This is a genomic window from Streptomyces sp. NBC_01478, from assembly GCF_036227225.1.
In the GTDB taxonomy this organism is placed as follows: domain Bacteria; phylum Actinomycetota; class Actinomycetes; order Streptomycetales; family Streptomycetaceae; genus Streptomyces.
In genome coordinates, this window is record NZ_CP109444.1 from 11,629,390 (window position 1) to 11,651,896 (window position 22,507).

22 protein-coding genes and 1 pseudogene are annotated in these 22,507 nt (G+C 70.6%); 11 read left to right on the forward strand and 12 right to left on the reverse strand.

Translation table 11 applies throughout. The features are described from left to right. Positions 1-269: 269 nt before the first annotated feature. Positions 270-1,085: a sulfotransferase family protein gene (locus OG223_RS51610; protein WP_329264711.1), complete on the forward strand. Its 816-nt coding sequence runs from the start codon at positions 270-272 to the stop codon at positions 1,083-1,085. A gap of 44 nt (positions 1,086-1,129) precedes the next feature. Next, on the forward strand, positions 1,130-1,510 hold the full coding sequence (locus OG223_RS51615) for a hypothetical protein (protein ID WP_329264713.1): 381 nt from the start codon (positions 1,130-1,132) through the stop codon (positions 1,508-1,510). A gap of 182 nt (positions 1,511-1,692) precedes the next feature. On the opposite strand, the gene OG223_RS51620 is transcribed toward OG223_RS51615, so the two are convergent. From OG223_RS51620 to OG223_RS51635, 4 genes and pseudogenes are all read right to left on the reverse strand, one after another. After that, positions 1,693-2,418 (reverse strand): DUF1775 domain-containing protein, encoded by a 726-nt coding sequence (locus OG223_RS51620; protein ID WP_329264715.1) that lies wholly within the window; start codon positions 2,416-2,418, stop codon positions 1,693-1,695. Positions 2,419-2,473: 55 nt separating this feature from the next. Continuing rightward, positions 2,474-3,121 carry a hypothetical protein gene (locus tag OG223_RS51625; RefSeq protein ID WP_329264717.1) on the reverse strand — a complete coding sequence of 216 codons (648 nt, stop codon included), beginning with the start codon at positions 3,119-3,121 and terminating at the stop codon, positions 2,474-2,476. 10 nt (positions 3,122-3,131) lie between these two features. Continuing rightward, on the reverse strand, positions 3,132-3,830 hold the full coding sequence (locus OG223_RS51630; RefSeq protein ID WP_329265905.1) for a chromate transporter: 699 nt from the start codon (positions 3,828-3,830) through the stop codon (positions 3,132-3,134). Positions 3,831-3,907: 77 nt separating this feature from the next. Beyond that, positions 3,908-4,187: pseudogene (locus OG223_RS51635) on the reverse strand (two-component sensor histidine kinase); the annotation flags it as partial. 179 nt (positions 4,188-4,366) lie between these two features. On the opposite strand from OG223_RS51635, the gene OG223_RS51640 reads away from it, so the two are divergent. Continuing rightward, positions 4,367-4,879, forward strand: a complete 513-nt coding sequence (locus OG223_RS51640; protein WP_329264719.1) for a hypothetical protein — start codon at positions 4,367-4,369, stop codon at positions 4,877-4,879. Positions 4,880-5,062: 183 nt separating this feature from the next. Here OG223_RS51640 and OG223_RS51645 read toward each other — a convergent pair whose 3' ends face one another. Beyond that, positions 5,063-5,539, reverse strand: coding sequence for a hypothetical protein (locus OG223_RS51645; protein ID WP_329264720.1), 477 nt, complete (start codon positions 5,537-5,539; stop codon positions 5,063-5,065). Positions 5,540-6,080: 541 nt separating this feature from the next. Between OG223_RS51645 and OG223_RS51650 the strand changes: the two genes are divergently transcribed. Next, entirely contained in the window at positions 6,081-7,232 is a 1,152-nt protein-coding gene (locus tag OG223_RS51650) for an acyl-CoA dehydrogenase family protein (protein WP_329264722.1), read from the forward strand. Here OG223_RS51650 and OG223_RS51655 read toward each other — a convergent pair. From OG223_RS51655 to OG223_RS51680, 6 genes are all read right to left on the reverse strand, one after another. Next, complete coding sequence (locus tag OG223_RS51655; protein WP_329264724.1) at positions 7,226-7,768, reverse strand: PaaI family thioesterase; 543 nt, start codon at positions 7,766-7,768, stop codon at positions 7,226-7,228. The genes OG223_RS51650 and OG223_RS51655 overlap by 7 nt on opposite strands. Before the next feature lie 94 nt (positions 7,769-7,862). Then, positions 7,863-8,837 carry an LLM class flavin-dependent oxidoreductase gene (locus OG223_RS51660; protein WP_329264726.1) on the reverse strand — a complete coding sequence of 325 codons (975 nt, stop codon included), beginning with the start codon at positions 8,835-8,837 and terminating at the stop codon, positions 7,863-7,865. After that, a complete protein-coding gene (locus tag OG223_RS51665; RefSeq protein ID WP_329264729.1) occupies positions 8,834-11,251 on the reverse strand; it encodes a bifunctional acetate--CoA ligase family protein/GNAT family N-acetyltransferase in 2,418 nt (805 codons plus the stop codon). Before OG223_RS51665 ends, OG223_RS51660 begins: the two co-directional genes overlap by 4 nt. A 14-nt stretch (positions 11,252-11,265) precedes the next feature. Continuing rightward, positions 11,266-12,345 carry an amidohydrolase family protein gene (locus OG223_RS51670; RefSeq protein ID WP_329264731.1) on the reverse strand — a complete coding sequence of 360 codons (1,080 nt, stop codon included), beginning with the start codon at positions 12,343-12,345 and terminating at the stop codon, positions 11,266-11,268. 85 nt (positions 12,346-12,430) lie between these two features. Then, positions 12,431-13,396 carry an electron transfer flavoprotein subunit alpha/FixB family protein gene (locus OG223_RS51675; protein ID WP_329264733.1) on the reverse strand — a complete coding sequence of 322 codons (966 nt, stop codon included), beginning with the start codon at positions 13,394-13,396 and terminating at the stop codon, positions 12,431-12,433. Positions 13,397-13,452: 56 nt separating this feature from the next. Then, positions 13,453-14,214, reverse strand: coding sequence for an electron transfer flavoprotein subunit beta/FixA family protein (locus OG223_RS51680; protein WP_329264734.1), 762 nt, complete (start codon positions 14,212-14,214; stop codon positions 13,453-13,455). Between the two features lie 163 nt (positions 14,215-14,377). Here OG223_RS51680 and OG223_RS51685 point away from each other — a divergent pair, with 163 nt between their 5' ends. The 7 genes from OG223_RS51685 to OG223_RS51715 are packed head-to-tail and all read left to right on the forward strand — an operon-like array spanning position 14,378 to position 21,281. Next, complete coding sequence (locus OG223_RS51685; protein ID WP_329264736.1) at positions 14,378-15,700, forward strand: phenylacetate--CoA ligase family protein; 1,323 nt, start codon at positions 14,378-14,380, stop codon at positions 15,698-15,700. After that, the gene (locus tag OG223_RS51690) at positions 15,700-16,431 is read left to right on the forward strand and encodes a hypothetical protein (protein WP_329264737.1); all 732 of its coding nucleotides are present in this window, start codon (positions 15,700-15,702) and stop codon (positions 16,429-16,431) included. Before OG223_RS51685 ends, OG223_RS51690 begins: the two co-directional genes overlap by 1 nt. Positions 16,432-16,433: 2 nt before the next feature. After that, the gene (locus tag OG223_RS51695; RefSeq protein WP_329264739.1) at positions 16,434-17,345 is read left to right on the forward strand and encodes an SDR family oxidoreductase; all 912 of its coding nucleotides are present in this window, start codon (positions 16,434-16,436) and stop codon (positions 17,343-17,345) included. A 1-nt stretch (position 17,346) separates the two neighbouring features. Continuing rightward, positions 17,347-17,790 carry a Zn-ribbon domain-containing OB-fold protein gene (locus OG223_RS51700; RefSeq protein ID WP_329264740.1) on the forward strand — a complete coding sequence of 148 codons (444 nt, stop codon included), beginning with the start codon at positions 17,347-17,349 and terminating at the stop codon, positions 17,788-17,790. Next, positions 17,787-18,935, forward strand: coding sequence for a thiolase family protein (locus tag OG223_RS51705; RefSeq protein ID WP_329264741.1), 1,149 nt, complete (start codon positions 17,787-17,789; stop codon positions 18,933-18,935). Before OG223_RS51700 ends, OG223_RS51705 begins: the two co-directional genes overlap by 4 nt. Before the next feature lie 13 nt (positions 18,936-18,948). After that, positions 18,949-20,169: an acyl-CoA dehydrogenase family protein gene (locus tag OG223_RS51710; protein WP_329264742.1), complete on the forward strand. Its 1,221-nt coding sequence runs from the start codon at positions 18,949-18,951 to the stop codon at positions 20,167-20,169. Beyond that, entirely contained in the window at positions 20,166-21,281 is a 1,116-nt protein-coding gene (locus OG223_RS51715) for an acyl-CoA dehydrogenase family protein (RefSeq protein WP_329264744.1), read from the forward strand. The genes OG223_RS51710 and OG223_RS51715 overlap by 4 nt, the downstream gene beginning before the upstream one ends. Positions 21,282-21,348: 67 nt before the next feature. Here OG223_RS51715 and OG223_RS51720 read toward each other — a convergent pair whose 3' ends face one another. Further along, positions 21,349-22,506: an acyl-CoA dehydrogenase family protein gene (locus OG223_RS51720; RefSeq protein ID WP_329264746.1), complete on the reverse strand. Its 1,158-nt coding sequence runs from the start codon at positions 22,504-22,506 to the stop codon at positions 21,349-21,351. Position 22,507 lies beyond the last annotated feature (1 nt).

Genomic DNA, 22,507 nt, shown 5'->3' on the forward strand with positions numbered 1-22,507 from the left:
CGGGATAGAGGTCTGCGGGAAGTGCTCCCATGCCCTGGATCGGGAACCCTCCGTGAGGGGAAAGGTGTCGGCCGGCCTCGCCGCCGCAGCGCGTTCGGGGCCGGGGTCTGGGGCGCTGACCGACCTGTCACGTCGATTCCGTCATCGTGTTTGTCTCATGGGATTCTCATCGGTTGTCCATGGTGAAACCAGGGGGCGGCATCAGTATGGTCAAGCGTTCAACAGGAGGGTAACGCTCCGCACACCGGGCGGAGCAGGGAGGCATCGCGATGATCTTGAGCGGTCCAGGGGCGCGTCGTGTGGTCGGCGCGGTACGGCGGCGGATACGGAAGCCGGCCGAGCCTCCGATGGCGCACGCGGCAGACCGGCTTGTGCCGGCCCCGGTGTTCGTCCTCTCCTCTGTGCGCTCCGGCTCCACGTTGCTGCGGGTCCTGCTCAACAGTCATCCGCAGATCCGCGCCCCGCACGAGATGCACCTGCGCACGCTGGCGGTCGGTCTCACCAAGCCGTACACCTCGAAGGCCATGGCGCAGCTCGACCTCGACCAGCGGGAGCTGGAGTATCTGCTGTGGGATCGCGTTCTGCACCGGGAACTGGTGCGCAGCGGCAAGCGGATCATCGTGGACAAGACGCCCGGCAACGCGGGGTTCTGGGAGCGGTTGCAGGAGGGCTGGCCCGACGCCCGGTACATCTTCCTGCTGCGTCACCCGGCGTCGATGGTGAGCTCGCTGATCAACAACCGTCCCGACCGCGATCTGGATGCGACCGTGCGTGAGGTGCGCATGTACGTCGACGCGGTCGAGGCTGCCCGCGGAGGGCTGGACGGTCTCACGGTCCGCTACGAGGAGTTGACCGAGCGGCCGGAGGAGGTCACGCGGGAGATCTGCGCGTATCTCGGTGTGCGGTGGACGCCGACGATGCTGGATTACAGCAGCCGTGATCACGGGCCGTTCGTGCCCTTCATCGGTGACTGGAGCGACAACATCAAGTCAGGGAAGATCCAGACAGCGCGGCCACTGCCGGATGCGGCGAACGTGCCGGCGGCGCTGCGCGACGTCACCCGTGCCTGGGGGTACCCGTGTTGAGCGACCTGAAGTGCCGATGTACCTGTCCGGGAGCCACGGTGTGGGTGACCGGGCGGCAGTCGGCCGATCGGCTGTCTGCCGCCTACACCCTGGCTGAGCGGCTGTTGGCCGATCAGCGCCGGGTCGAAGTGCTCGACCGGTTCGACGGCCCCGGAACAGATCTCGAACGCACGGGCGTGATGGCCGAGGTGTTGGCTCGCAACAACATCGTGGCGATCGTCCCGTGTTCTGCGGAGAGCGTGGCCGCCGTACGTACGCGCCACGAGGCGAGCGGCACCCGGTATATCGAGGTTTCCGTGACCGAGTGGGAAGGCCCGGTGGATTCGGCAACTGCGGTGCACGGGCTTCTCGTTGGGCGGGACGGATCAACGCACAGAGGTACGGCTGTTGCTCGGGTGTCGCGCAGTCGTCCCGCGACCTGCTGAGCCACGGACCTGTCGAGCCGATGGCCGTCACCGGCAAGACCCCGCACGACTGACGCGGAGCCGGCTCGGGCCGCTGAGTGCGACGCACCGTACGTCAGGAGACCGGAAGAGCCCGGCCGACTCGGACAGGTGGCGTCGAGTCGGCCGGGCCGGTTACGGCGAAGACAGTCCGCCGGAAGGGACTACGCGGACGCGGCACCCCGGCGGCGTACGAGATAGAAGGCCCCGCCCGCCGCTACGACCACGACGGCACCGATGCCCACCCAGGCACCGCTCGACAGGCCGCCGTCGTCCTTCGTCTCGGCCTCGGCGACGGGGGAGGCCGAGGGCTCGGTCTCCTCGGCCGAGGGTGAGGACGAGGGCGAGGCGGACTGGGACGCCGTCTCGCTCGGCGTCGGGCTCGCGGACTTCGCGCCGGCCGCGCCGGCCTTCAGCTTGAGCACCGGGGCGGGCTGCTCGCCGCTCTCGTCCAGTTCGATCCAGCGGTCGGTACGACCGTCGCTGTAGGTCTGCAGCGTCTTGAACGCCAGTTCCTTCGCGTCGGGGAGCTGTTTGACGACGACCGAGTACTCGGCGTTCACACCGGCCTTCACCGCCGGGCCTTTGACGGTGTAGCCGTCGTCGTTCGCAGTGAACTTCCAGCCCTTGGGACCTTCGCCGTAGGCCACGTCGGCGGGCGCGATGCCCTCGGGCAGGACCACGCGGATCTGGGTGATCCCGGCCGTGCTGGATTCCGACTCGGCGTCGAAGGAGACCTCGACGTTCTCGGCGAGGGCCTGGGCCTTCTCGGACTCGACCTCCACGTGGGCGGCGGCCGGACCCGCGGTCAGCAGGATAGCGGCGGCCGTCGCGGCGGTGGCGACGGTCAGGCGCCGGGCGGTACGGCGGGTGTTCGTAGGACGGGACATGGATGTCTCCAGGCGTGGTGGAGCACGGAGCGGCGAGGATGCCGCCCCGGCGGGATCAGTTGGCGAGAACGAACCCCGCCGGCGGAGGACCCCGCCGTACCACCACGTCCGCGAGCAACGCCCCCTGGGGCGGCGGACGTTCCATCCACGCGCGGGCGAGCGTCGGCAGCTCGCCCTGCGCCGGTGCCAGGCGGTCGCTCAGCAACGCCCAGACCGTGGCGATGCGTGCCCGCACGCCGTCCACCACCACCGTCAGGCCGCGCGCCAGCGACCAGCACGCCGCGTCCGCGCGGTGCAGCAGCACGGCGACGAGCACGGCGGCGACGGCGTGCACGGCGGTCATCGCGAGCGAACCGTGCAGCCGCTCGTGCCAGGCGCCATGGGCGCCCATGGGGTGGTGGGCGTCCATGGTCATCGTCGGCATCGTGGTGTGCGCGTGCGCCGTCGACAGCCATAGGTGCAGGCCCACTTGGGCGGTGGCGCTCGTCGCCGTCACCGCGCCCAGTGTGCGCGGACGCCGGGCACCGGCGAGCCCGATCCCGAAGAGTACGAAGGCCGCCCAGGCGCTCTGCCGCCATGGCGCAGACCCCTCGGCGATCAGGTGGTGGGCGCTCACGCCCAGCACCGTCCCGACGGCGGCGAACACCGCAGCCCGCAGAACGGGCAGAGGCGCACGGTGCGTCGTCGTACGGAGCATGGTCATGGCCCGACCATCATCGGGCATGGCCTGGCGGGTGTGGAGGCGGGTTCCTGAAAGAGGCGGCTCGCCCGCAATTGCGAGTTGTGGGCAGTTCCTTGTTGTTGATCACGTCACCAGACGGTGGTGACCGCCGCTGTGGCCAGGCCGAGTGCGGCGCGGAGACCGAGGGTGCGTAGGACGTTCCGTCCGAGAGGTTGGCGGTGACACCGGCGACGGCGGCCGTGGTGCCGGTCAGGGCGGCGGAGACGGAGCGGCTGCCGCGCAGGCGCTCGATGTGGGGAGCGCCGAGGAAGATGAACAGGAAGGAGGGGACGAAGGTCACCCACGTCGCCAGCAGGGCCCCGAGCCAGCCGTAGTGCTGTACGGCCTGCTGGGCGACGTGGGCGAGGACGGCGTACCCGCCGCCGAAGGTGACCAGCGCGGTGCCGGAGAAGAAGACGACCTCTTGTCCGCAGTGCTGCCCGGAACCGCTCGGCTGTGGTCGCTGATCATTCGGTCCTGCGCGCCGATCATCCGTACGCCCCGCAGCAGCCCGCCGACGACAACGCCATCGTCGACTTCTTGACCTCGACGCAGATGGTCCTCGGCCTCGCGGTGGGGCTGATCGCGGTGGTGTTGCCGACGTCTCGGATGTGGTCGAACCGACACGAGGCCCGCAGGGAACGAGAGGAGCGTGAGGAGACGGGCCAGGTCGATCTCTTGCACAGGTCAGCCGGCCGAGACAGACCCGAACTTGCCCTTTGTCGCTGGTAGTTGATCGGCCCGTGGTCTTCGGGTGCCCCGTTCAGGTCACGGTGTGACCTGAGTCGGGAGTCGCAGGCGAAGTTCGTAGCCGCCGTCGGCCGTGGGCCCGGAGGTGACGGTGCCGCCGAGGAGTTCGGCCCGTTGGTACAGGCTGGCAAAGCCGCGGTGGGCGCCGGGCAGGGGGAGGGCGGGCCGGGTGGGGGGAGTGCTTGCGTATGTCGGTCAGCGCCTCCTGAACCGCGCGGTAGACGGCGCACTGCACGGCAGGCGGGCGGCCGTTGGGCAGGTTTGTGCGCAGCTCGGCGTCGATGCCGCTGCTGGCGACCGCTACCGATGCCGGTACCGCTACGGTATGCGCGTCTGCTCCGGCGGCAGGGGGCCTGCATGCCCGCGCCGGAACCACATTCGGCACCGCCTACTTCACTTCAAAAACATCTGGGAGCGTCGCCCGAATTGGAAGGATGGCAGGTACCCATGCCCTTGAGGCAACCCCGGAAAGTACCTGTGTGGGCCTTCGCGGTGGGGGGCTCGGTACTCGTACTGGTTGTCCTCGCGGCCGTGGGTACCTGGGTGTACGGCGTCTACAGCATGTCGGACCCCGTGCCCCCTGTCGTTGGTGCGCGGGTCGAAGGGCAGACGATCGTCGTCAAATTCCCTGTCTGCCCCACTGACGTGATCCGGCGTGTAGAAGTAACGGACTTCGACGACGACACCAGCGCGAATCCGCACGTCCTGTGGTGGGCCTCCAACCCCACGACGCCATCGGCCAAGAAGGGTGTCGCCACACTCTGGTCCGGTGACGGATTCGAGCACCATGCCCCAGAGCCGGCCCGGTCCGCCATTCCCCGGAACCTCGTGGTCGGGTACCTGGATCCGTCAGGCGACGGCCGGGACGGCGTCCTCGCTCTGCGGACGATATCTGCGGCGAAGCTGAAGGCCGGACGGTACTGGACCGACGACGGACCCAAGACCGCCGCGCAGATCGACGCACAGCTCACATGCCGCAGCGCCGGATGAGGAGAACCTGACGACCTTGGCGGATCTCCGAGGAATTGGCATCCGGCAGAACTGGATACCGGCGGGTGTGACGTAGTCGTTCATGTGCCGCTGCCGTCCGTGGAGATGCCGCAAGAGCCTGACAGATCGTCAGGTCCATCAGCCCTTGCGGCATCGGGAACGAATCACTCACTCACGGCAGGCTCAGCTGAAGACGAAGGGCCCAGGCGTCTGCGCGGCGTTCGACGTACAGGTGACGGAGATGCCGAAGATGACCATCTTCAGTGAGCCCTTGTAGAAGTCCAGGCTGTCGCCGACGGCCACGGTGCCGGGAAGCGGACCGACGGTGACCGCGCCGCCCGCGGGGATGGCCGGGTTGACGGTGCCGCTGAACACCCGGTTGGCGCCGGTGGAGTTGGTCATGGTGAGCGTGGAGCTGATGGAGTTCGCCGTCAGGGCGAGCGGTGTGGTGATGGCGGTGGAGCTGAGGGTGATGGTGGCTGAAGTGCTGCTGACCTGGGTCGCGGTCAGCGTGGCCGTGCCGCCGCCGAAGATGCCGCAGGCGGCGGTGATGGTGGCGGAGCTCGGGGTGACGGCGGCGGATGCGGAGGGCGCCAAGGCCAGCGTCGTGGCGGCAATGACCGCGGCCGTGAGTGCCGCACCTGTGGTCAGTCGTTTCATGGGGATCGTGTTCCCTTCCCGTTGGTGGGAGTGCCATGTGTGGGATGGCGACCCCGGGCCGGGTGGGTGCGGGCACACTGCGGGGGATCGAATCTGACGGTCCGTCGGAACTTGCGATCCCCATTGATACGCGAGCAACACGGAACGGCACAGTTGAAATCTGGCCGACTGTGTACGAGGGGCTGTGGGTCGGATCAGTGACGTGAGTTGCCCGGTGCGCCAAGGTGTGCGGGAGGGTGATCACGGCGGGACGGTTGCGTGGCCTGTACGGGACTGAGCGTCCCCCGCCCTGAACTAGCCGTGCTGTCACTGGAGTTGGAGATTCTGGGCGTTGCCGGTGCGCGGCGAGCGCCAAGCCCGACCGCTGCCCGCGTGATGCCGTCGCGGGCCTGCACCATGCACCTGGACCGGTCCCGCGACGTGGCCCGCCTGAAGTTTCGACGGGTGCGCCGCCGACCGTCAGGCATTCCGACCGCCCCTTCCATCCGCTAACATAGAATAATTAGCTAGATGATTAGCCTAGTGTGGGCGAGGAGTGGCCGTGGATTTCGGGCTGACCGACGAGCAGGACCTGTTGCGCGCGACGGCACGGCAGTTCGTCGCCGACGTGTGCCCGGCCGAGAAGGCCAAGCGGTGGGACGAGGAGGGCGTCGTGCCGCCCGAGCTGTTCCGCGGCATGGCCGATCTGGGGTGGTTCTCCCTCCCGTTCGGTGAGGAGGAGGGCGGCGACGGCGGCGGCCCACTCGAACTCATACTGATCGCCGAGGAGTTGGGCCGGGCCAGTTTCGACGTCGCCATGTGCTACATCGGCGTGCTCATCCCGGGGATCACCGTGTTCCGGTGGGGTAACGAGGCGCAGCGCGATTTCGTCCGCGAGCAGGTCATGACGGGCCGACACCGGCTCGCCGTAGGCCTCAGCGAGCCGGACAGCGGGTCCGACGCCGCCGCGCTGCGCACCACCGCCGAGGACCACGGTGACCAGTTCCTCGTCCGCGGGCAGAAGGCGTGGTGCACCGGCGGCGGCCTGCCCGACACGACCATCGCGACCTACGTACGGACCGGGCCCCGCGAGCCCAAGCACGGCGGGATCAGCCTGCTGCTCGTCGACCCCGCGACGGACGGCGTCGAGGTGCGGCGGACACCGACGCTGGCCCGGCACATCCTCGGCACCAACGAGGTCTTCTTCAACGACGCCCTGGTCCCGAAGGAGAACCTCGTCGGACCACGCGACGAGGGCTGGAAGGTCATGCTCTCCAACATCGAACTGGAGAAGGTGATCATCACCGGGGGCTATCTGGGCGCCGCGCAGGCCACGTTGGACGAGATGCTGGAGTACTCCCGCACGCGGCACGCCTTCGGCCGTCCGATCGGGAACTTCCAGGCTCTCGCCCATGACATGGCCGACCTGCAGACCGAGATCGACTCCGCCCGGCTGCTCGCGTACCGCGCCGCCTGGCTGCTCGCCCAGGGCAAGCCGTGCACCCGGGAGGGCTCGATGGCCAAGCTGAAGGGGTCGGAGACGTATGTGGCGGCCGCCCGGCTCGGGATGCAGGTCTGTGCCGGGCACGGGTTCTCGACCGAGAGCGTGATGAGCTTCCGCTACCGGGAGTCCATCGTGGCCACGATCTCCGGGGGAACCAGCCAGATCCAACGCAACGGGATCGCCCGGAGCATGGGGCTGCGGTCCTACTGACCCGCGCCTTCGCCCCTGGCCTCCTGGGCGGCCAGCCACTCCTCGTGGCGCGCGAAGTGGCCCTGGTCGCGGGTCACCCAGATCCCGGAGGCCCGGGCCAGCACGGCGCGGGTCGGCAGCAGCACCATCTCGCCCGCGATGTACCAGCGTCGGCCCTCGCGCCGCTCGACCCGGGCCCGGACCTCCAGCGGCCGTTCCACCGGCACCGGCTTCACGAAGCTCACGCTCAGCTCCGCCGTGACGCTCAACACCCGGTGCAGCAGCGGGAGATGACCGAGACAGTCGTCCAGTACGGCCGCGGTCCAACCGCCGTGCGCGACATTCGGGCCGCCCTCCTGGTCGCGGGGACAGGTGAGCTCGAAGACCGCCACGCCGTCCTCGTCGAGCCGTTCGCCCTCGACACCCAGACGGCAGGAACCGGCGACACGGCATGCGCCGCACAGCGCCACGCCGCCGGCGGTGCGGGGCGGCTCCTGGAAGTCCGCGCCCGCCCAGGGTCCCGCCGGCATCCCGGCCCCACGAGTCGTACTGGTCACGCTGCTTCTCCTCGGATCGGACATCTAGATCGGACGCATAGATCAGGCACGTAGATCAGGCACCTGGATCAGGCACCTGGATCGGACATTCGGGTCAGACATCGGCAAGCAGCGGGCGCAGCTTCCCGGCGATCAACTGGACCTGGCGGGCGACCATCTCCTCGGGCATCCCGGCCAGCGAGGCCCACAGGAACACCCCTTCCACCGGCAACCCCGCCACGTACGCCTTGACGGTGTCGGCGATGTCCTGCGGGGTGCCGTAAAGGAACTGGCCGACACCGGTTGCTTGCAGCCCCGTCGCCCGCCACTTCTCGGGGTCGATGGGGCGGGGCGCGGGCTGGTCGGTCCCCTCGACCATGTACCGGCGATAGCTGTCCCACTGGTACGACAGGTGTTTGCGCACCACCGGCCAGTCGCCGTCGGGGTCCTCGGTGACGAACGTGGTGAACGAGCCCTGCATCCGGGCCGTCGCCACGTCGTGACCGCCCTCGACGAGGCCGTCCCGGTACGGCGTCAGCAGCGCCGGGTTGAGGGACAGCAGCCCGGTGCCCAGCCGTCCGGCCCGGTGTGCGCCCTGCGGGCCCTGGTAGCCGAGCCAGATCGGCAGCGGGTCCTGGACCGGGCCGGGGGTGACCAGGGACTCGGACCACAGACCGCGGATCTCCCGCACCCGCTGGTCCGTCGTGGAGTAGCGCCGGGCGAGATCGGCGCCGTAGAGCCGGTACTCGGGTACGCGGTAGCCGGTGCCGAGTCCGAGGTCCAGGCGGCCGTCGCTGATGATGTCGACGATCGCGGCCTGTTCGGCGAGCTCGGGGGCCGCGTGCAGGGGCGCGGGGATGACCGCGGTGCCCAGCCGGATCCTGCTCGTGCGGGCGGCGACCGCGGCGGCCATGGTGAGCGGCTGCGGGAGGTATCCGTCCTCGAAGCCGTGGTGTTCGGAGAACCAGACCGAGTCGAGGCCGAGCCGGTCCGCCTCCTCGCACATCTCCAGGGCGAATCCGTAGACGCGTGACCAACTCTGTTGCCAGGGCGGGGGGTTGCGCATGTCGAAGTAGATGCCGACCTTCATGAGGGGCCGCCTTTCCTTGTGTTGTCGGCGAGTTGGATGGTCGCTCGGGCGACGGCGACGCCGTCCCCGGGCGGCAGCAGCCGTACCGGACGCAGTTCCATCGACTCGATCTCGGGCAGGTCCTCGACCATCGCGGAGATCCGCAGCACGGCTTCTTCGAGGGCCGTCAGGTCCACACCCGGGCCGCCCACCCGGCCGTCCAGCAGCGGGGCGGCCCGCAGCGAGCGGATCATCTCGCGGGCGTCGCGGTCGCTGAGCGGGGTGATCCGGTGGGTGACGTCGGCCATGAGGTCGGCGTAGTCCCCGGTCAGACCGAACGCGATCACCGGGCCGAAGACCGGGTCCGCGCGCACGGAGAGGAACGCGTCCGGGCCCGGGGAGTTCGTGTTCCGTACGGAGATGCCGTACGAGTCCAGCAACTCGGCGGCGATCTGCGGCGGTACGGCTCCGGGAGGGCACCCGGCGACCAGCGAGCGGGCCCGGTCCGGGTCGACCCCCGGGAGGTCCGGGATGACCCCTGCGGGGGTGCTGCGCCACGCCTGGTACGCCGCCGCGTGGCCGAGCGAAGTGGCCGCGGACTCGGGGAACGCGTAGGTCGGTACGACGAGTTCGCCCCGGTGCAGGAGATCGGCGACGCCCGCGCCGCCCAGGAAACTCGCGACCACAGGCTTCCCGGGCGCGGCCTCGGCCGCGTCGAGGATCGCCGCCGCCACCTCGTCGGGCTTGTCCGCCAGCGGGGGCATGAAGAGGACCACGGCGGCGTCGATGCCGTCGTCGGCCAGGACGGCGTCCAGTGCCTGCCGGTAGTGCGCGGCGGTGGCCATGGGCGTGAGGTCGATCGGGTTGCTGACGTCCGCGCGGGGCGAGAGCGCCGTACGGAGTGTGTGCCGTAGGCGCTCGTCCAGTGCGGGCACCTTCAGGCCGCTCGCCTCGCACGCTCCGACGGTCAGGGCGGCGGGGCCGCCCGCGTTGGTGATCACGGCGACCCGGTTGCCCGGCGGGGGCGGCTGGTGCGCCAACAGGAGCGCTACGTCGAAGAGTTCCTGGAGGCTGCGGGTGCGGATGACGCCGGACTGGGCGAAGAGCGAGTCGACCGCAGGGTCCGCGTGCCCCGGGTGCACCGCGACGATCGGCTTGCGCGGCGCGACCCGGCGCGCGATCCGGGCGAACCGGCGCGGATTGCCGAAGGTCTCGACGTGCAGCAGGACCACCGAGGTCTCGGGGTCCTCCTCCCACCACTGGAGCAGATCGTTGGTGGAGACGTCCACGGCGTGGCCCACCGACACGAACCCGGAGAAGCCGAGCCGCAGCCGCCGGGCGAAGTCGAGCACCGCGAGCCCGAGCGGCCCGGACTGGCTGGACATCGCCACCCGGCCCGGCGTCGGGAGCGCGGGGGAGAAGGTCGCGGCCAGCCGGGCGGCGGGCGTCGTGTTGACCACGCCCATGCAGTTCGGGCCCACCAGCCGCATCCCGGAGGCACGGGCGAAGCGCGCCAGCTCCAGCTCGGTCGCCCGGCCTTCGACTCCCGTCTCCCCGAAGCCCGTTGAGACGACGACCACCGCTTTGACGCCGGCCTCCGCACACTCTCGTACGACATCGGGTACCGCCTCGGCCCGTACGGCGACCAGCGCCAGGTCGGGCATCTCGGGCAGCTCCCGGACGTTCGGGTACGCCTGTGCCCCCGCGATCTGCTCGGCGCGCGGATTGACCGGGAACACGGAGCCCCGGAAACCGCCCCGCAGCAGGTTGGCGACGATCTCGTGGCCGATCGTCAAGGGGCTCCGGTTCGCGCCGATCACCGCGACCGAGCGGGGTTCGAGCAGCGGGCGCAGAGAGCGCCGTACGGCCGTGTGCTCGCGGCGTTCGGCCCGGGCGACGGCCTGGGCCTGCGGGTCGACGGCGATCTCGAAGTGGACGATCTGGCCGGGTGGCCCGGACTCGACCCGGTAGCCGGAGCCGAGGAACACGTTGATCATGCGGGTGTTGTCGGCGAGGACGTCGGCCTCCAGGACCCGGATGCCCCGGGTGCGCGCGGCGGCGGCGATGTGCTCCAGGAGCAGCCTGCCGAACCCCTCGCTCTGGTGGTCGTCGCGGATGGTGAAGGTGACCTCGGCGTGTTCCGGTTCCTCGGGGTCGCGGACGTAGCGCACCAGGCCCGCGATCTCGTCGCCGGCCAGGGCGACGAGCGCCAGTTCGTTGAGGTAGTCCACATGGGCGCCGCGCCGGATGACGTCGTCGCGGGCGCGGACCACCGGGCCGAGCGACCGATACGCCAGGGTCGCCCGGGACAGACCGCCGACGAACGCGACCAGACGGTCGGCGTCCTCCGGCCGGACGGGCCGGACGAAGGTCGACCGGCCGGTGCGCACGAGGCCCGGTCGTTCCAGGTCTTCGGGATACGGCGGTCTGCTCATCGGGGTGTCGCCGCTCAGACCGCCGCCTCCTGGGGAGTCTGCTCGGGCAGCTTGAACAGCTCGTCGAAGGTGCCCCGGGTGACGCGTTCGCGGATGTCGGCGGACACGCCGTCGAACAGCTCGTGCAGCGTGGACTGGGTGTGGCCGTAAGTGCCTTCCAGGTGGGGGTAGTCGTCGCCCCACATCACGTTGCGGTAGCCCGTCGACTCGACGATCTCCACCGAGCTCTTGTCGTGCTGGAAGGAGGCGTACACCTGCTGCCTGATGATCTCGCTGGGCAGCCGGCTGAGCTTGGGCCGGACGAACATGCCGTGCTGGCGGTAGGCCTCGTCCATCCGGTCGCCGATGGCCGGCACCCAGCCCGCGCCGCCCTCCGCGATCAGGATCTTCAGGTCGGGGTGCCGGTCCAGGGCGCCGCCCGCGACCATGTGGGACACGACCCGCATGCCCGGGTAGGTCGTCTCCATGTAGTTGACGACCGCGCCGCCGGGACCGCGGAAGACGACGTTCTCGCCGCCGGTGCCGATGTGGAAGCCCAGCACCAGACCGGCCCGCTCGGCCGCCGTCCACAGCGGTTCCCAGCGGTCGAGGGCGTACTCCTCGCCGGGCCGCGTCTGGCACGGCAGGAACACCGACTGGAAGCCCATCTCCGCGACCCGCTCGACCTCGGCGACCGCGTCGTCGATGTCGGCGGTCGACACACAGGCGGGAGTGATGATGCGCTTCTGCTTCCCGAGGACCTCGGAGTGCGCCCAGTCGTTCCAGGCGCGCACGGTCTCCCGGGCCAGCTCCCGCTCGGTGATCGACACCAGCCAGAACCCCATGGAGGGGAAGGCCAGTTGACCCCACACGCCTTCCTGGTCGAGGTCCTTCAGCCGGACCTGGAGGTCCCGGGCACCCGGCGGACGCATGGCGTCCATGAAGTCGTTGAGCTGGCGGTCGATGCGCTCGCCGTCGATGTACAGCACCTCGTACTTGTCGCCGCGCTCACTGCGCGGCGCCCGCTCGGCGAGGCGCGGTGGCAACGCCCGGAGCCACAGGTCGTCGGGCTCCATCACATGGGAGTCCCCGGAGTTGACCCAGATCTTCGTCATGGCACTCCTTCGGGTCAATAGATGCAATCAGTTAGCGATTTTAATCGTATCTGCCGCCGGGCGGAAGGCCGGGAGGCGCAGGAGATCAGCTCAGGCGCCGCTCGATCTCCTCCACCAGTTGCGGGAGCACCTGGAAGAGATCCCCTACGACGCCGTAGTCGGCGAGCTCGAAGATCGGGGCGTCCGCGTCCTTGTTGACGGCGACGATGGTCTTGGAGGTCTGCATGCCCGCGCGGTGCTGGATCGCCCCGGAGATGCCGGCCGCGAGATAGAGCTGCGGGGAGACCTGCGTGCCGGTCTGGCCGACCTGGTGGCTGTGCGGGTACCAGCCCGCGTCGACGGCGGCGCGGGACGCCCCGACGGCCGCGCCCAGGGCGTCGGCGACGCGCTCGATCACGGCGAAGTTCTCGGCGCCGTTCACGCCCCGGCCGCCGGAGACGACGATGTCCGCCTCGGCCAGTTCGGGGCGGTCACCGCGCTCGCGGGCCGTGCGGGACAGGATCTGCACGGCGGCGGAGGCGGGGCCGAAGACGATGTCCCGCTTCTCCAACTCGGGTGTGACGGGGGCCGGTTCGGGTGCGGTGGCGTTCGGCTTCACCGTGATCACCGGAGCGCCCCGGGTGACATGGGCTGTCACCTGGTACGTCGCCGCGAACGCGGACTGCTCGGTGACCGGACGCCCGTCCGCGCCCGCCGTGATGTCGACGGCGTCCGTGATCAGCCCCGACCCCAGCCGGAGCGCGACCCGGGCGGCGGTCTCCTTGCCGTCCGGGCCCGACGGCAGCAGGATCGCCGCCGGGGTGGTGCTCTCGGCGATCTGGGTGAGGGCGTCGACGGCCGGAGTGACGAGGAACTCCTCGACCTCGGGTGCGTCCACGACGTACACCTTGGCCGCGCCGTACCGGCCGAGGGTGTCGGCCGCGGAGTCCGCGCCGGGGCCGAGGAAGACGGCCGACGGCTCGCCCAACCGGCGTGCCAGGGTGAGGAGTTCGAGGGTCGGCTTGCGGACGACGCCGTCCAGGTGATCGACGAGTACGAGGATCTCGGCCACGGTGCTGCGCTCCTTGGGGCGGTCGGGCGAACTTGTCGGACAGACGGACTCGTCGGTCAGACGAACTTCTTGGCGGTGAGGAACGCGGCCAGCCCGATGCCGCCCGTCCCGTCGTCGGAGACGAGTTCTCCCTTGGTGCGCGGCGGACGCCTGGTCGCGGTGTCCACCGCCGACCACGCGGCCGTACGGCCGACCTGCCCGGCGCCGATGCCGAGGTCGCCGAGGCCGAGGGTCTCCAGGGGCTTCTTCTTCGCGGCCATGATCCCCTTGAAGGAGGGGTAACGGGCATCGCCGGAACGGTCGGTCACCGACACGACGGCCGGCAGGCCGCTCCGGACCCGCACGGTCGCGGTGTCGCCCTCGCGCCGCCCGGTCACCGTGCCGTCCTCGACGGTCAGTTCCTCGACGTGGGTGACGGCCGGGACGCCGAGCCGCTCCGCGAGCAGCGCCGGTACGACGCCCGCGCCGCCGTCCGTCGAGGCCATCCCGCACAGCACGAGGTCGAAGCCGTGCCGTTGGATCGCCTGGGCCAGCACGAGCGAGGTGGCGAACACGTCACTGCCCTCGATGTCCTCGTCTGCCACGTGCACCGCCGAGTCGCCGCCCATGGCGAGAGCCTTGCGCAGGGCGTCCTTCGCGTCGTCCGGACCGACGGTGAGGTAACAGATCTCGACGTCCGGGCCCGACTCCGCGATCCGCAGGGCCTGTTCGACCGCGTACTCGTCGAGTTCGGACAGCAGCGAGTCGACCGACGCGCGGTCGGTGGTGCCGTCCTCGGTGAAGGTGCGGTCCGCCGTGGCGTCGGGCACGTGCTTCACGCAGACAACGATCTTCACATCGCCCTCCCGGGGCTCTAATGAGTGCTAATAGTTAACTATATGGATCGAGCGAGCGCGAGAGTTCCCCGAGATTCAGTCGAATTAGTTGACTGATTGCGCTGATAGCTGGAAGATCTGGGCAGCTAAGCCGCGAGGAGGCGCCATGGCCGGGGACAGCGACACCGCTGACAGGTACTTCGAGCCACAGGTGGAGACCATGGCCCGGGACCTGCTGCGGGCACGGCAGGAGGAGCGGGTGGTGGAACTCGTCGAGTACGCCTACGTCAACTCCGCCTTCTACCGCGCGCTCTGGGACGAGCACGGGGTGCACCCGCGCGACGTCCGCACCCTGGACGACTTCCGGGCACGCGTCCCGTTCATCACCAAGGACATGGTGCGCGCCCACCGGGCCCGCACCGGCGACCCCTTCGGCGGTCTGCTCTGCGTCCCGACCGAGGAACTGACCTCCGTCTCTTCCAGCTCGGGCACCACCGGCGACCCGGAGTTCTTCGCCGAGATCTGGGAGGGCGCACCGCCCCTGGTCACCGCGCAGGTGCGTGACCTGTGGGAACTCGGCCTCCGGCCGGGAGACCGGGTGCTGAGCCCGCCCGGCACCTTCCGCAACCTCATGGACGCCGGCTTCCAGGCGCTGGGCGCGGTGGTCATCGAGGTGGACACCTGGATGGGGAACATGCCCGAGGTCGTCGAGGCCCTGCGCACCTACCGCCCGGCCTACCTCCAGATGATGTATCCGCAGATGGTGGAGCTGGAGCACCTGGCCGGCACGACGGATCTCAAGGAGGCGTTCTCCTCCCTCAAGGGTGCCTCCTGCGCCGGACAGCCCCTCAGCCGGAAGATGCGCGAGCGGATCCGCGAGGACTGGGGCATCGACGTCTACGAGTACACCAGCGCCGCCGACACCGGCACCGCCTGGGAGTGCCGCGAACACGACGGCTTCCACCTCTGGGAGGACACCGTCTTCGCGGAGTGCGTCGAGGTCGACGAGCACGGCTGGCGCGACGCGGCGGAGGGCGACCTCGGCGAACTCGTCGCCACCGACCTCGACAACCGGGCCGCACCGCTGATCCGTTACCGCAGCGAGGACCTCGTCCGCCTGTCGAGGGACCGCTGCGGCTGCGGGCGCACCCACGCCCGGATGTGGGTGGCCGGCCGGCGCGGCGACGAGACCCTGGTCCAGGGGCGCTCCGTGGTCCTGCGGGACATCTGGCAGGCGGTCGAGGACCAGCCCGAGACCGTGGCGGGCGTCTTCCAGATCGTCCGGAACGGCCGCGAGGTCGACGAACTGCGCCTGCGCGTCGGCTACGACCCCCGGCTCACCGGCGACGTCGACGCCCTCGCCGGACGCCTGGGCGAAGCCGTGCGGGAGCGGACCGGCGTCAAGCCGGTGCTCGACATGCGCACCGAGGAGGACCTGTTGAAGACCATGACCAGCGTCGCCAAGTTCCCCCGGGTGGTGAAGAGTTGATGGCCCGCGCCGACACCCTGGCCCGGGCCCGCACCCTCGACCGGCCCGAACTCGCCTACCTCGTACGCTTCCCCACCTCCGCGGGCATCCGGGACATGGAGCTGACCTGGGCCGAACTCGCCCGCGACACCGACTGGGTCACGGCACGGTTCCGGGATCACGGCCTCGCCGCCGGACAGCGGGCGTTGCTGACCACCTCCGGCTTCGAGGGCTTCTGGGGACACGCGGTGATCGGTGCCCTGCGCGCGCTCAAGGTGCCGTACGGCATCGCCGAGGCGATGGGCTGGGACCACCGCAGGACCGCCGTCTTCCACCGCGAACTCGCCCCGCACGCGGTCATCGGCCTGTCGGCCGAGACCCTGGAGGGGCTGGCCGGTGCGGCCGACGTCGGTGAGATGTTCCGGACGACGCCGGTCGTGCTGGCCCGGCCCGCCGCCGTCCCGCTGCTGCGCGGGGTGGGCGTGTCCGCCGCCCTGATAGCGACCGTGGGACCGGCCCTCGCGCTGGAGTGCCCCGAGCGAGGGGGCGCGCACGTCAACGCGGCCGAGTGGCGGGTCGGCGCGCGGGACGGACAACTGTCCGTGGCGGCGGGGGAGGAGCGTACCTCACTGCTGCCCGAGACCCCGCTCGGCATCGCCGGACGCGTGCTCACCGGCCGCTGCGCCTGCGGCAGCGAGGACCCACGGGTGCTCTTCGCCGAGGCCAACCAGTCACCGTCATCGAGGAGTTGAGGATGTCCGAAGGAGTGGTCGACGGCCGGGTCGTGGTCGTCACCGGAGGCGGCAACGGGATCGGCCGGGCACACGCCCTGGCGTTCGCCGCGCACGGCGCGAAGGTCGTGGTCAACGACCTGGGCGGCGCGCGCGACGGCGGAGGCGCCTCGGCCGGACCCGCCCAGATCGTGGTCGACGAGATCGTCGCGGCAGGCGGCGAGGCGGTGGCCAACACGGACGACATCTCGGCCTGGGACGGCGCCGGCCGGCTCGTCCGACAGGCCGTGGACACCTATGGCGGCCTGGACGTGCTGGTCAACAACGCCGGCATCCTGCGGGACCGGATGATCGTGTCGATGACCGAGCGGGACTGGGACAGTGTGATCGCCGTCCACCTCAAGGGCAGCTTCGCCACCCTGCACCATGCCGCCGCGTACTGGCGCGAGCGCGCCAAGTCCGGCCACGACAACGACGCCCGGGTGATCAACACGACCTCCCCGTCCGGCATCTTCGGCAACCCCGGCCAGTCCAACTACGGCTCGGCCAAGGCCGGCATCGCGAGCCTCACCGTCATCGCGGCGGCCGAACTCGCCCGCTACGGCGTGACGGTGAACGCCATCGCGCCCACCGCGCTCACCCGGCTGACCGAGGACATCGAGATGATGAGACAGGCCGCCGAGGCCCAGGACCTCACCCCCGAAGCCATCTCCCCGCTCGTCGTCTGGCTCGGCTCGGCCGCCTCCCGCGAGGTCACCGGCCGGGTCTTCGGCGTCGTCGGCAACCGCATCACGGTCCTGGAGGGCTGGGTCAACGGCCCCGGCGCGAGCGCGGAGTCGCGCTGGACACCGGAGGAACTGACCTCGGTCGTCCCGAACCTGGTGGCCAAGGCGGCTCCGAACGCCGACGCACTCGGCAACCGGAACGGGGCGTGAGATGACGACCACTCAAATACCGGTGGCGGAAGGCCTGTTCACCTGGCCGCCCGACGAGAGCACACCCCTTCGTCTCATCGGCTCCGAGTGCACGGGCTGCGGACTGGTGAGCTTCCCCGCCGCCTCGGACTGCGTCCGGTGCGCGAGCACCGAGTCCAAGGAACGGCTCCTGGCGGAGCGCGGGACGCTCTGGACGTACACCACCCAGGACTTCCGCCCGCCGTCCCCGCCGTACGACGGCCCCGAGGCCTTCGAGCCGTACGCGGTCGGGTACATCGAGCTCCCCGGCGAGTTGCTGGTCGAGGCGCGCCTCACCGAACCGGACCCGGACAAGCTCCGGATCGGGCAGGAGATGCGGCTGACCCTCGTGCCCTACACCGTGCGGGACGACGGCACCGAGGTCGTGACGTTCGCGTTCGCCCCGGCCGAGGAGGAGGCATCATGACCGAGGCCGTCATCATCGGGGTGGGACTCCATCCTTTCGGCCGGTTCACCGGAAAGACCGCACTGGACATGGGCGCGGACGCGGTACGGCTCGCGCTCGCCGACGCGGGCGTCAACTGGCCGCAGATCCAGGGCGGTTACATCGGCAGCTACGAGGTCGCCAACCCGGACGCGATCGTCGCCCGGCTCGGCCTGACCGGCGTACCCCTGCGCGGGGTGTTCAACGGCTGTGCCACGGCCGGAACTTCGGTGGCGCTGGCCGCCCGCGCGATCGAGACCGGCGAGCACGACCTGACCATCGCGATCGGCCTGGACAAGCACCCGCGCGGCGCGTTCGCCGCCGACCCGTCCGTGGCAGGCATCCCCTCCTGGTACGGGCAGACCGGCCTCTTCCTCACCACCCACTTCTTCGGCATGAAGATCAACCGCTATATGCACGACCACGGCATCTCCCACGAGACGCTCGCGCGGGTGGCGGCCAAGAACTTCGGCAACGCGGCCCGGAACGAGAAGGCGTGGCGCCGAACTCCCCTGTCGGTGGAGGAGATTCTGGCCTCGCCCGTGCTCAACTACCCCCTCCGCCAGTACATGTACTGCGGCCCCGACGAAGGTGCGGCGGCCCTCGTGCTGTGCCGGGCCGACCAGGCCCACAAGTACACCGGGAAGCCCGTACGGATCCGGTCCACCGCCCTGCGCAGCCGCCGGCTCGGTGCCTTCGAGGTGCAGAGCCCGTCCTTCCCCGTCGGGGAGGTCGTCGCGAGCCCGACCGTGGACGCCTCGCGGGAGGCGTACGAGCGCGCGGGCATCGGCCCCGAGGACGTCGACGTCGCCCAACTCCAGGACACCGACGCCGGATCCGAGGTCATCCACATGGCCGAGAACGGCCTCTGCAAGGACGGCGAGCAGGAACGCCTCATCGCCGAGGGCGCCACCGAGATCGGCGGCAGACTCCCCGTCAACACCGACGGCGGACTCCTCGGCAACGGCGAACCGATCGGCGCGTCCGGACTGCGCCAGATCCACGAGATCGTCCTCCAACTGCGCGGCACGGCGGGAGACCGACAGATCCCCGGCACACCCCGCGTCGGCTACACCCACCTGTACGGCGCGCCGGGCGTCTCGGCGGTCACCATCCTGAGCACCTGAGGACAGAGCGGACATGGCAGACGACATGCAGGACTTCGCGGCCGAGGCACGCGCCTTCCTCGACGCCCACGCACCGAAGGCCCCCGACCGCACCGCCCCCAGTTGGGGCGAGGGCGACGACTCGATGGCGTACTTCAGCAGCCTCCCGCCCGAGGCGGAACGCGAGCACGTGCAACGGGCGCGCGACTGGCAACGCGTCCGCCACGAGCACGGCTTCGGCTGGATCACCGGCCCGGTGGAGTACGGCGGCCGGGGCCTGACCCCCGTCCACGACCTGCTCTACGACGCCGTCGAGTCCGAGTACGACGTCGCCCACACCGGAGTGCTCAGCGTGATCGGCCTCGGCATGATCGGACCGACGATCCTCGCCCACGCCCAACCGCACATCAAGGAACGGTGGTTGCCCGCGATGTACCGCGGGGACGCCATCGCCTGCCAACTGTTCAGCGAACCCGGCGCGGGCTCCGACCTGGCGAGCGTCGCCACCCGGGCGGTCCGGGAGGGCGACCACTGGGTGCTGAACGGACAGAAGGTGTGGACCTCGGTCGCCCAGCACAGCCAGATCGGCCTCGCCCTCACCCGCACGAACCCGGACGCGCCCAAGCACCGTGGAATCACGGCCTTCCTGGTCCCCATGGACGCCCCCGGCGTCGAGGTCAGGCCGCTGCGGCAGATGACCGGCGGCGCGGACTTCAACGAGGTCTTCCTCACCGACGTCCGCATCCCCGACGACCACCGGCTCGGCGAGGTCGACGGCGGCTGGACGGTCGCCCTGACCACCCTGATGAACGAGCGCGCGACCGTCGGCAGCGAGGGCGTGGGCCCGGTGGCCGCCGCGCTGTCCCCGGACCACCTCTCGGCCCTGATGCGCGCCACCTGGACCTGGGACGACCGCGCTCTGCGCGCCCGGCTCGCGGAACTCCTCGTGGACGCCCTCGCCACCCGGCACCTCAACACCCGTGCCCTGCGCATGCTGCGCGCCGGCGGCACACCGGGCCCCGAGATGTCCGTCTCGAAGCTGATGTACGGCCAGAACCTCACCCGAGCCGCACACTTCGTGTCCGACGTGCTCGGCCCCCGGATCATCGCCGACACCGGGCAGTGGGGCACCTACGCCTGGTCCGAACTCCTCCTCGCCACCCCGGCGTTGCGCATCCTCGGCGGCACCGAGGAGATCATGAAGAACATCCTCGCGGAACGCGTCCTCGGACTGCCCAAGGAGGTGCGGTCATGACCGCCGACGAGACCGGACTGCGTGAACTACGCGCCTCCGTACGGGAGTTCCTGGAAGCCAAGTCACCCGAGGAAGCCGTCCGCAAGCTCATGGAGAGCGAGCCGCGCTACGACCCGGCGGTATGGGCACAGGCGGCCGACCAACTGCGGCTGCCGGGCCTGGTGATCCCGGAGGAGTACGGCGGTGACGGCTTCGGCCTCGTCGAACTCGGCGTCGTACTGGAGGAGATGGGCCGTGCCCTGCTGTGCGCCCCCTTCTTCGCGACGGTCGTGCTCGCGGCCCAGGCACTGCTCGCCTCCGGCGACCGGGAGGCCTGCGCACGTCATCTCCCCGGCATCGCGGCCGGCCGGACGACGGCCGCCCTCGCGGTGGCCGAGGACAGCGGATCCTGGGACCCCGCGCTGATCTCCGCACGCGCCGTGCCGGACGGGGAGGGCGCCTGGAGGCTGACCGGTCGCAAGTCCTTCGTCATCGACGGTACGACCGCCGATCTGCTCCTTGTCGTCGCCCGCACCGTCGCCGGCCCCTCGCTCTTCGCCGTGGACCGGGACGCCTCGGGACTGTCGGCCGGACCGATGGAGACCCTGGACGCCACCCGGGCGATGGCCCGGCTGACGTTCGACGCGGTGCCCGCGACGCTCGTCGGCGCCGACGGGGCGGCCGGGCGCACCATGGCCAAGGTCCTGGACGTCGCGTCGGTCGGGCTCGCCGCCGAGCAGTCGGGCGGGGCCCGCAGGTGCCTGGAGGCGAGCGCCGAACACGCCCGTACCCGGCACCAGTTCGGCCGGCCGATCGGATCCTTCCAGGCGGTCAAGCACAAGTGCGCGGACATGCTCGTCCAGGTGGAGCTGGCCGAGGCCGCGTCCAGGGAGGCGGCGCGACTGGCCGACGAGGGCTCCGCGGAGTTCCCCGTCGCGGCGGCCGTGGCGCACGCGTGCTGCTCACGGGCGTACATGTTCGCGGCCATGGAGAACATCCAGGTCCACGGTGGCATCGGCTTCACCTGGGAGCACCCGGCGCATCTGTACTTCCGGCGCGCCAAGTCCTCGCAGTTGCTGTTCGGCGGCCCGGCCGTCTACCTCGAGCGGCTGCTGGACCGGCTCGGGATCTGAGGAGACCACGGAGACGAGGAAGGCCCCGGGGTGGTGACCCCGGGGCCTTCCTCGTCTCCGGCGCCGATCAGCCCCGGGCGGCCTCGCCCAGCAGCGCCTTCGCGATGATGACCTGCTGGATCTGGCTCGTGCCCTCGTAGATGCGGAACAGGCGGGCGTCGCGGTAGAAGCGCTCGACGGCGACCCCGCGCATGTAGCCCGCACCGCCGTGGACCTGGACCGCGCGGTCGGCGACCCGCCACACCATTTCGCTGGCGAAGTACTTGGTGCAGGACGGGCCGATCTTGGTGTCCGTACCGGCGTCGAACGCGCGGGCGGCCTCCAGAACCGTGGCGCGGCCGGCGTAGTAGTCGGTCATCGAGTCGGCGATCAGGCCCTGCACGAGCTGGAAGGAGCCGATGAGCTTCCCGGACTGGCGGCGGGTGCGGGCGTACTCGACGGACTCGTCGACCAGCCGCTCGGCCATGCCCACGCAGAGGGACGAGATGTGCACGCGGCCGTGCGCGATGCAGCCCATCGCCGTGCCGAAGCCCTGGTTGAGGCCGGCCTCGCCGCCGACGAGGGCGGACGCCGGTACGCGGACGTCGTCGAAGTACACGTCCGCGGTCCAGGCGCCGAACTGGCCCATCTTGTGGTCCTTGGGAGCCACGGTGAGGCCCGGGGTGCCGGCCGGGACCAGGAAGGTCGAGATGCCGCGGGTGCGCGGGGCGTCCGGGTCCGTGCGGGCGAAGACCATGAAGACGTCGGCGAGCGGGGCGTTGGTGATGTACCGCTTCGCGCCGTTGATCACCCAGTCCTCACCGTCCAGGTGCGCCCTCGTGGTCAAGGTCGAGGGATCGGAACCTGCCTCCGCCTCGGTGAGCGCGAACGACGCCAGGACGTCGCCCGAGGCGATCCTCGGCAGCCAGTCCGCCTTCTGCTCCTCGGTGCCGCCGACCATGAGGACGTGCCCGGCGATGCCGTTGTTCGTGCCGAACATCGAGCGCAGGGACGGGGTGGTGTACCCCAGCTCGAACATCAACTGGGCCTCCTCGTACATCGACAGCCCCAGCCCGCCGTACTCCTCGGGCAGCGCGAAGCCGAACAGGCCCATCTTTTTGGCCGCCTCGCGGATCTCCGCGGGCATCTCGTCCTTCTCGTCGATCTCCGCCTCGAGCGGTACGACGCGCTCGCGCACGAAGCGCCGGACCTCGGACAGCACCGCGCTGAAGTCAGCCGCGTCCATG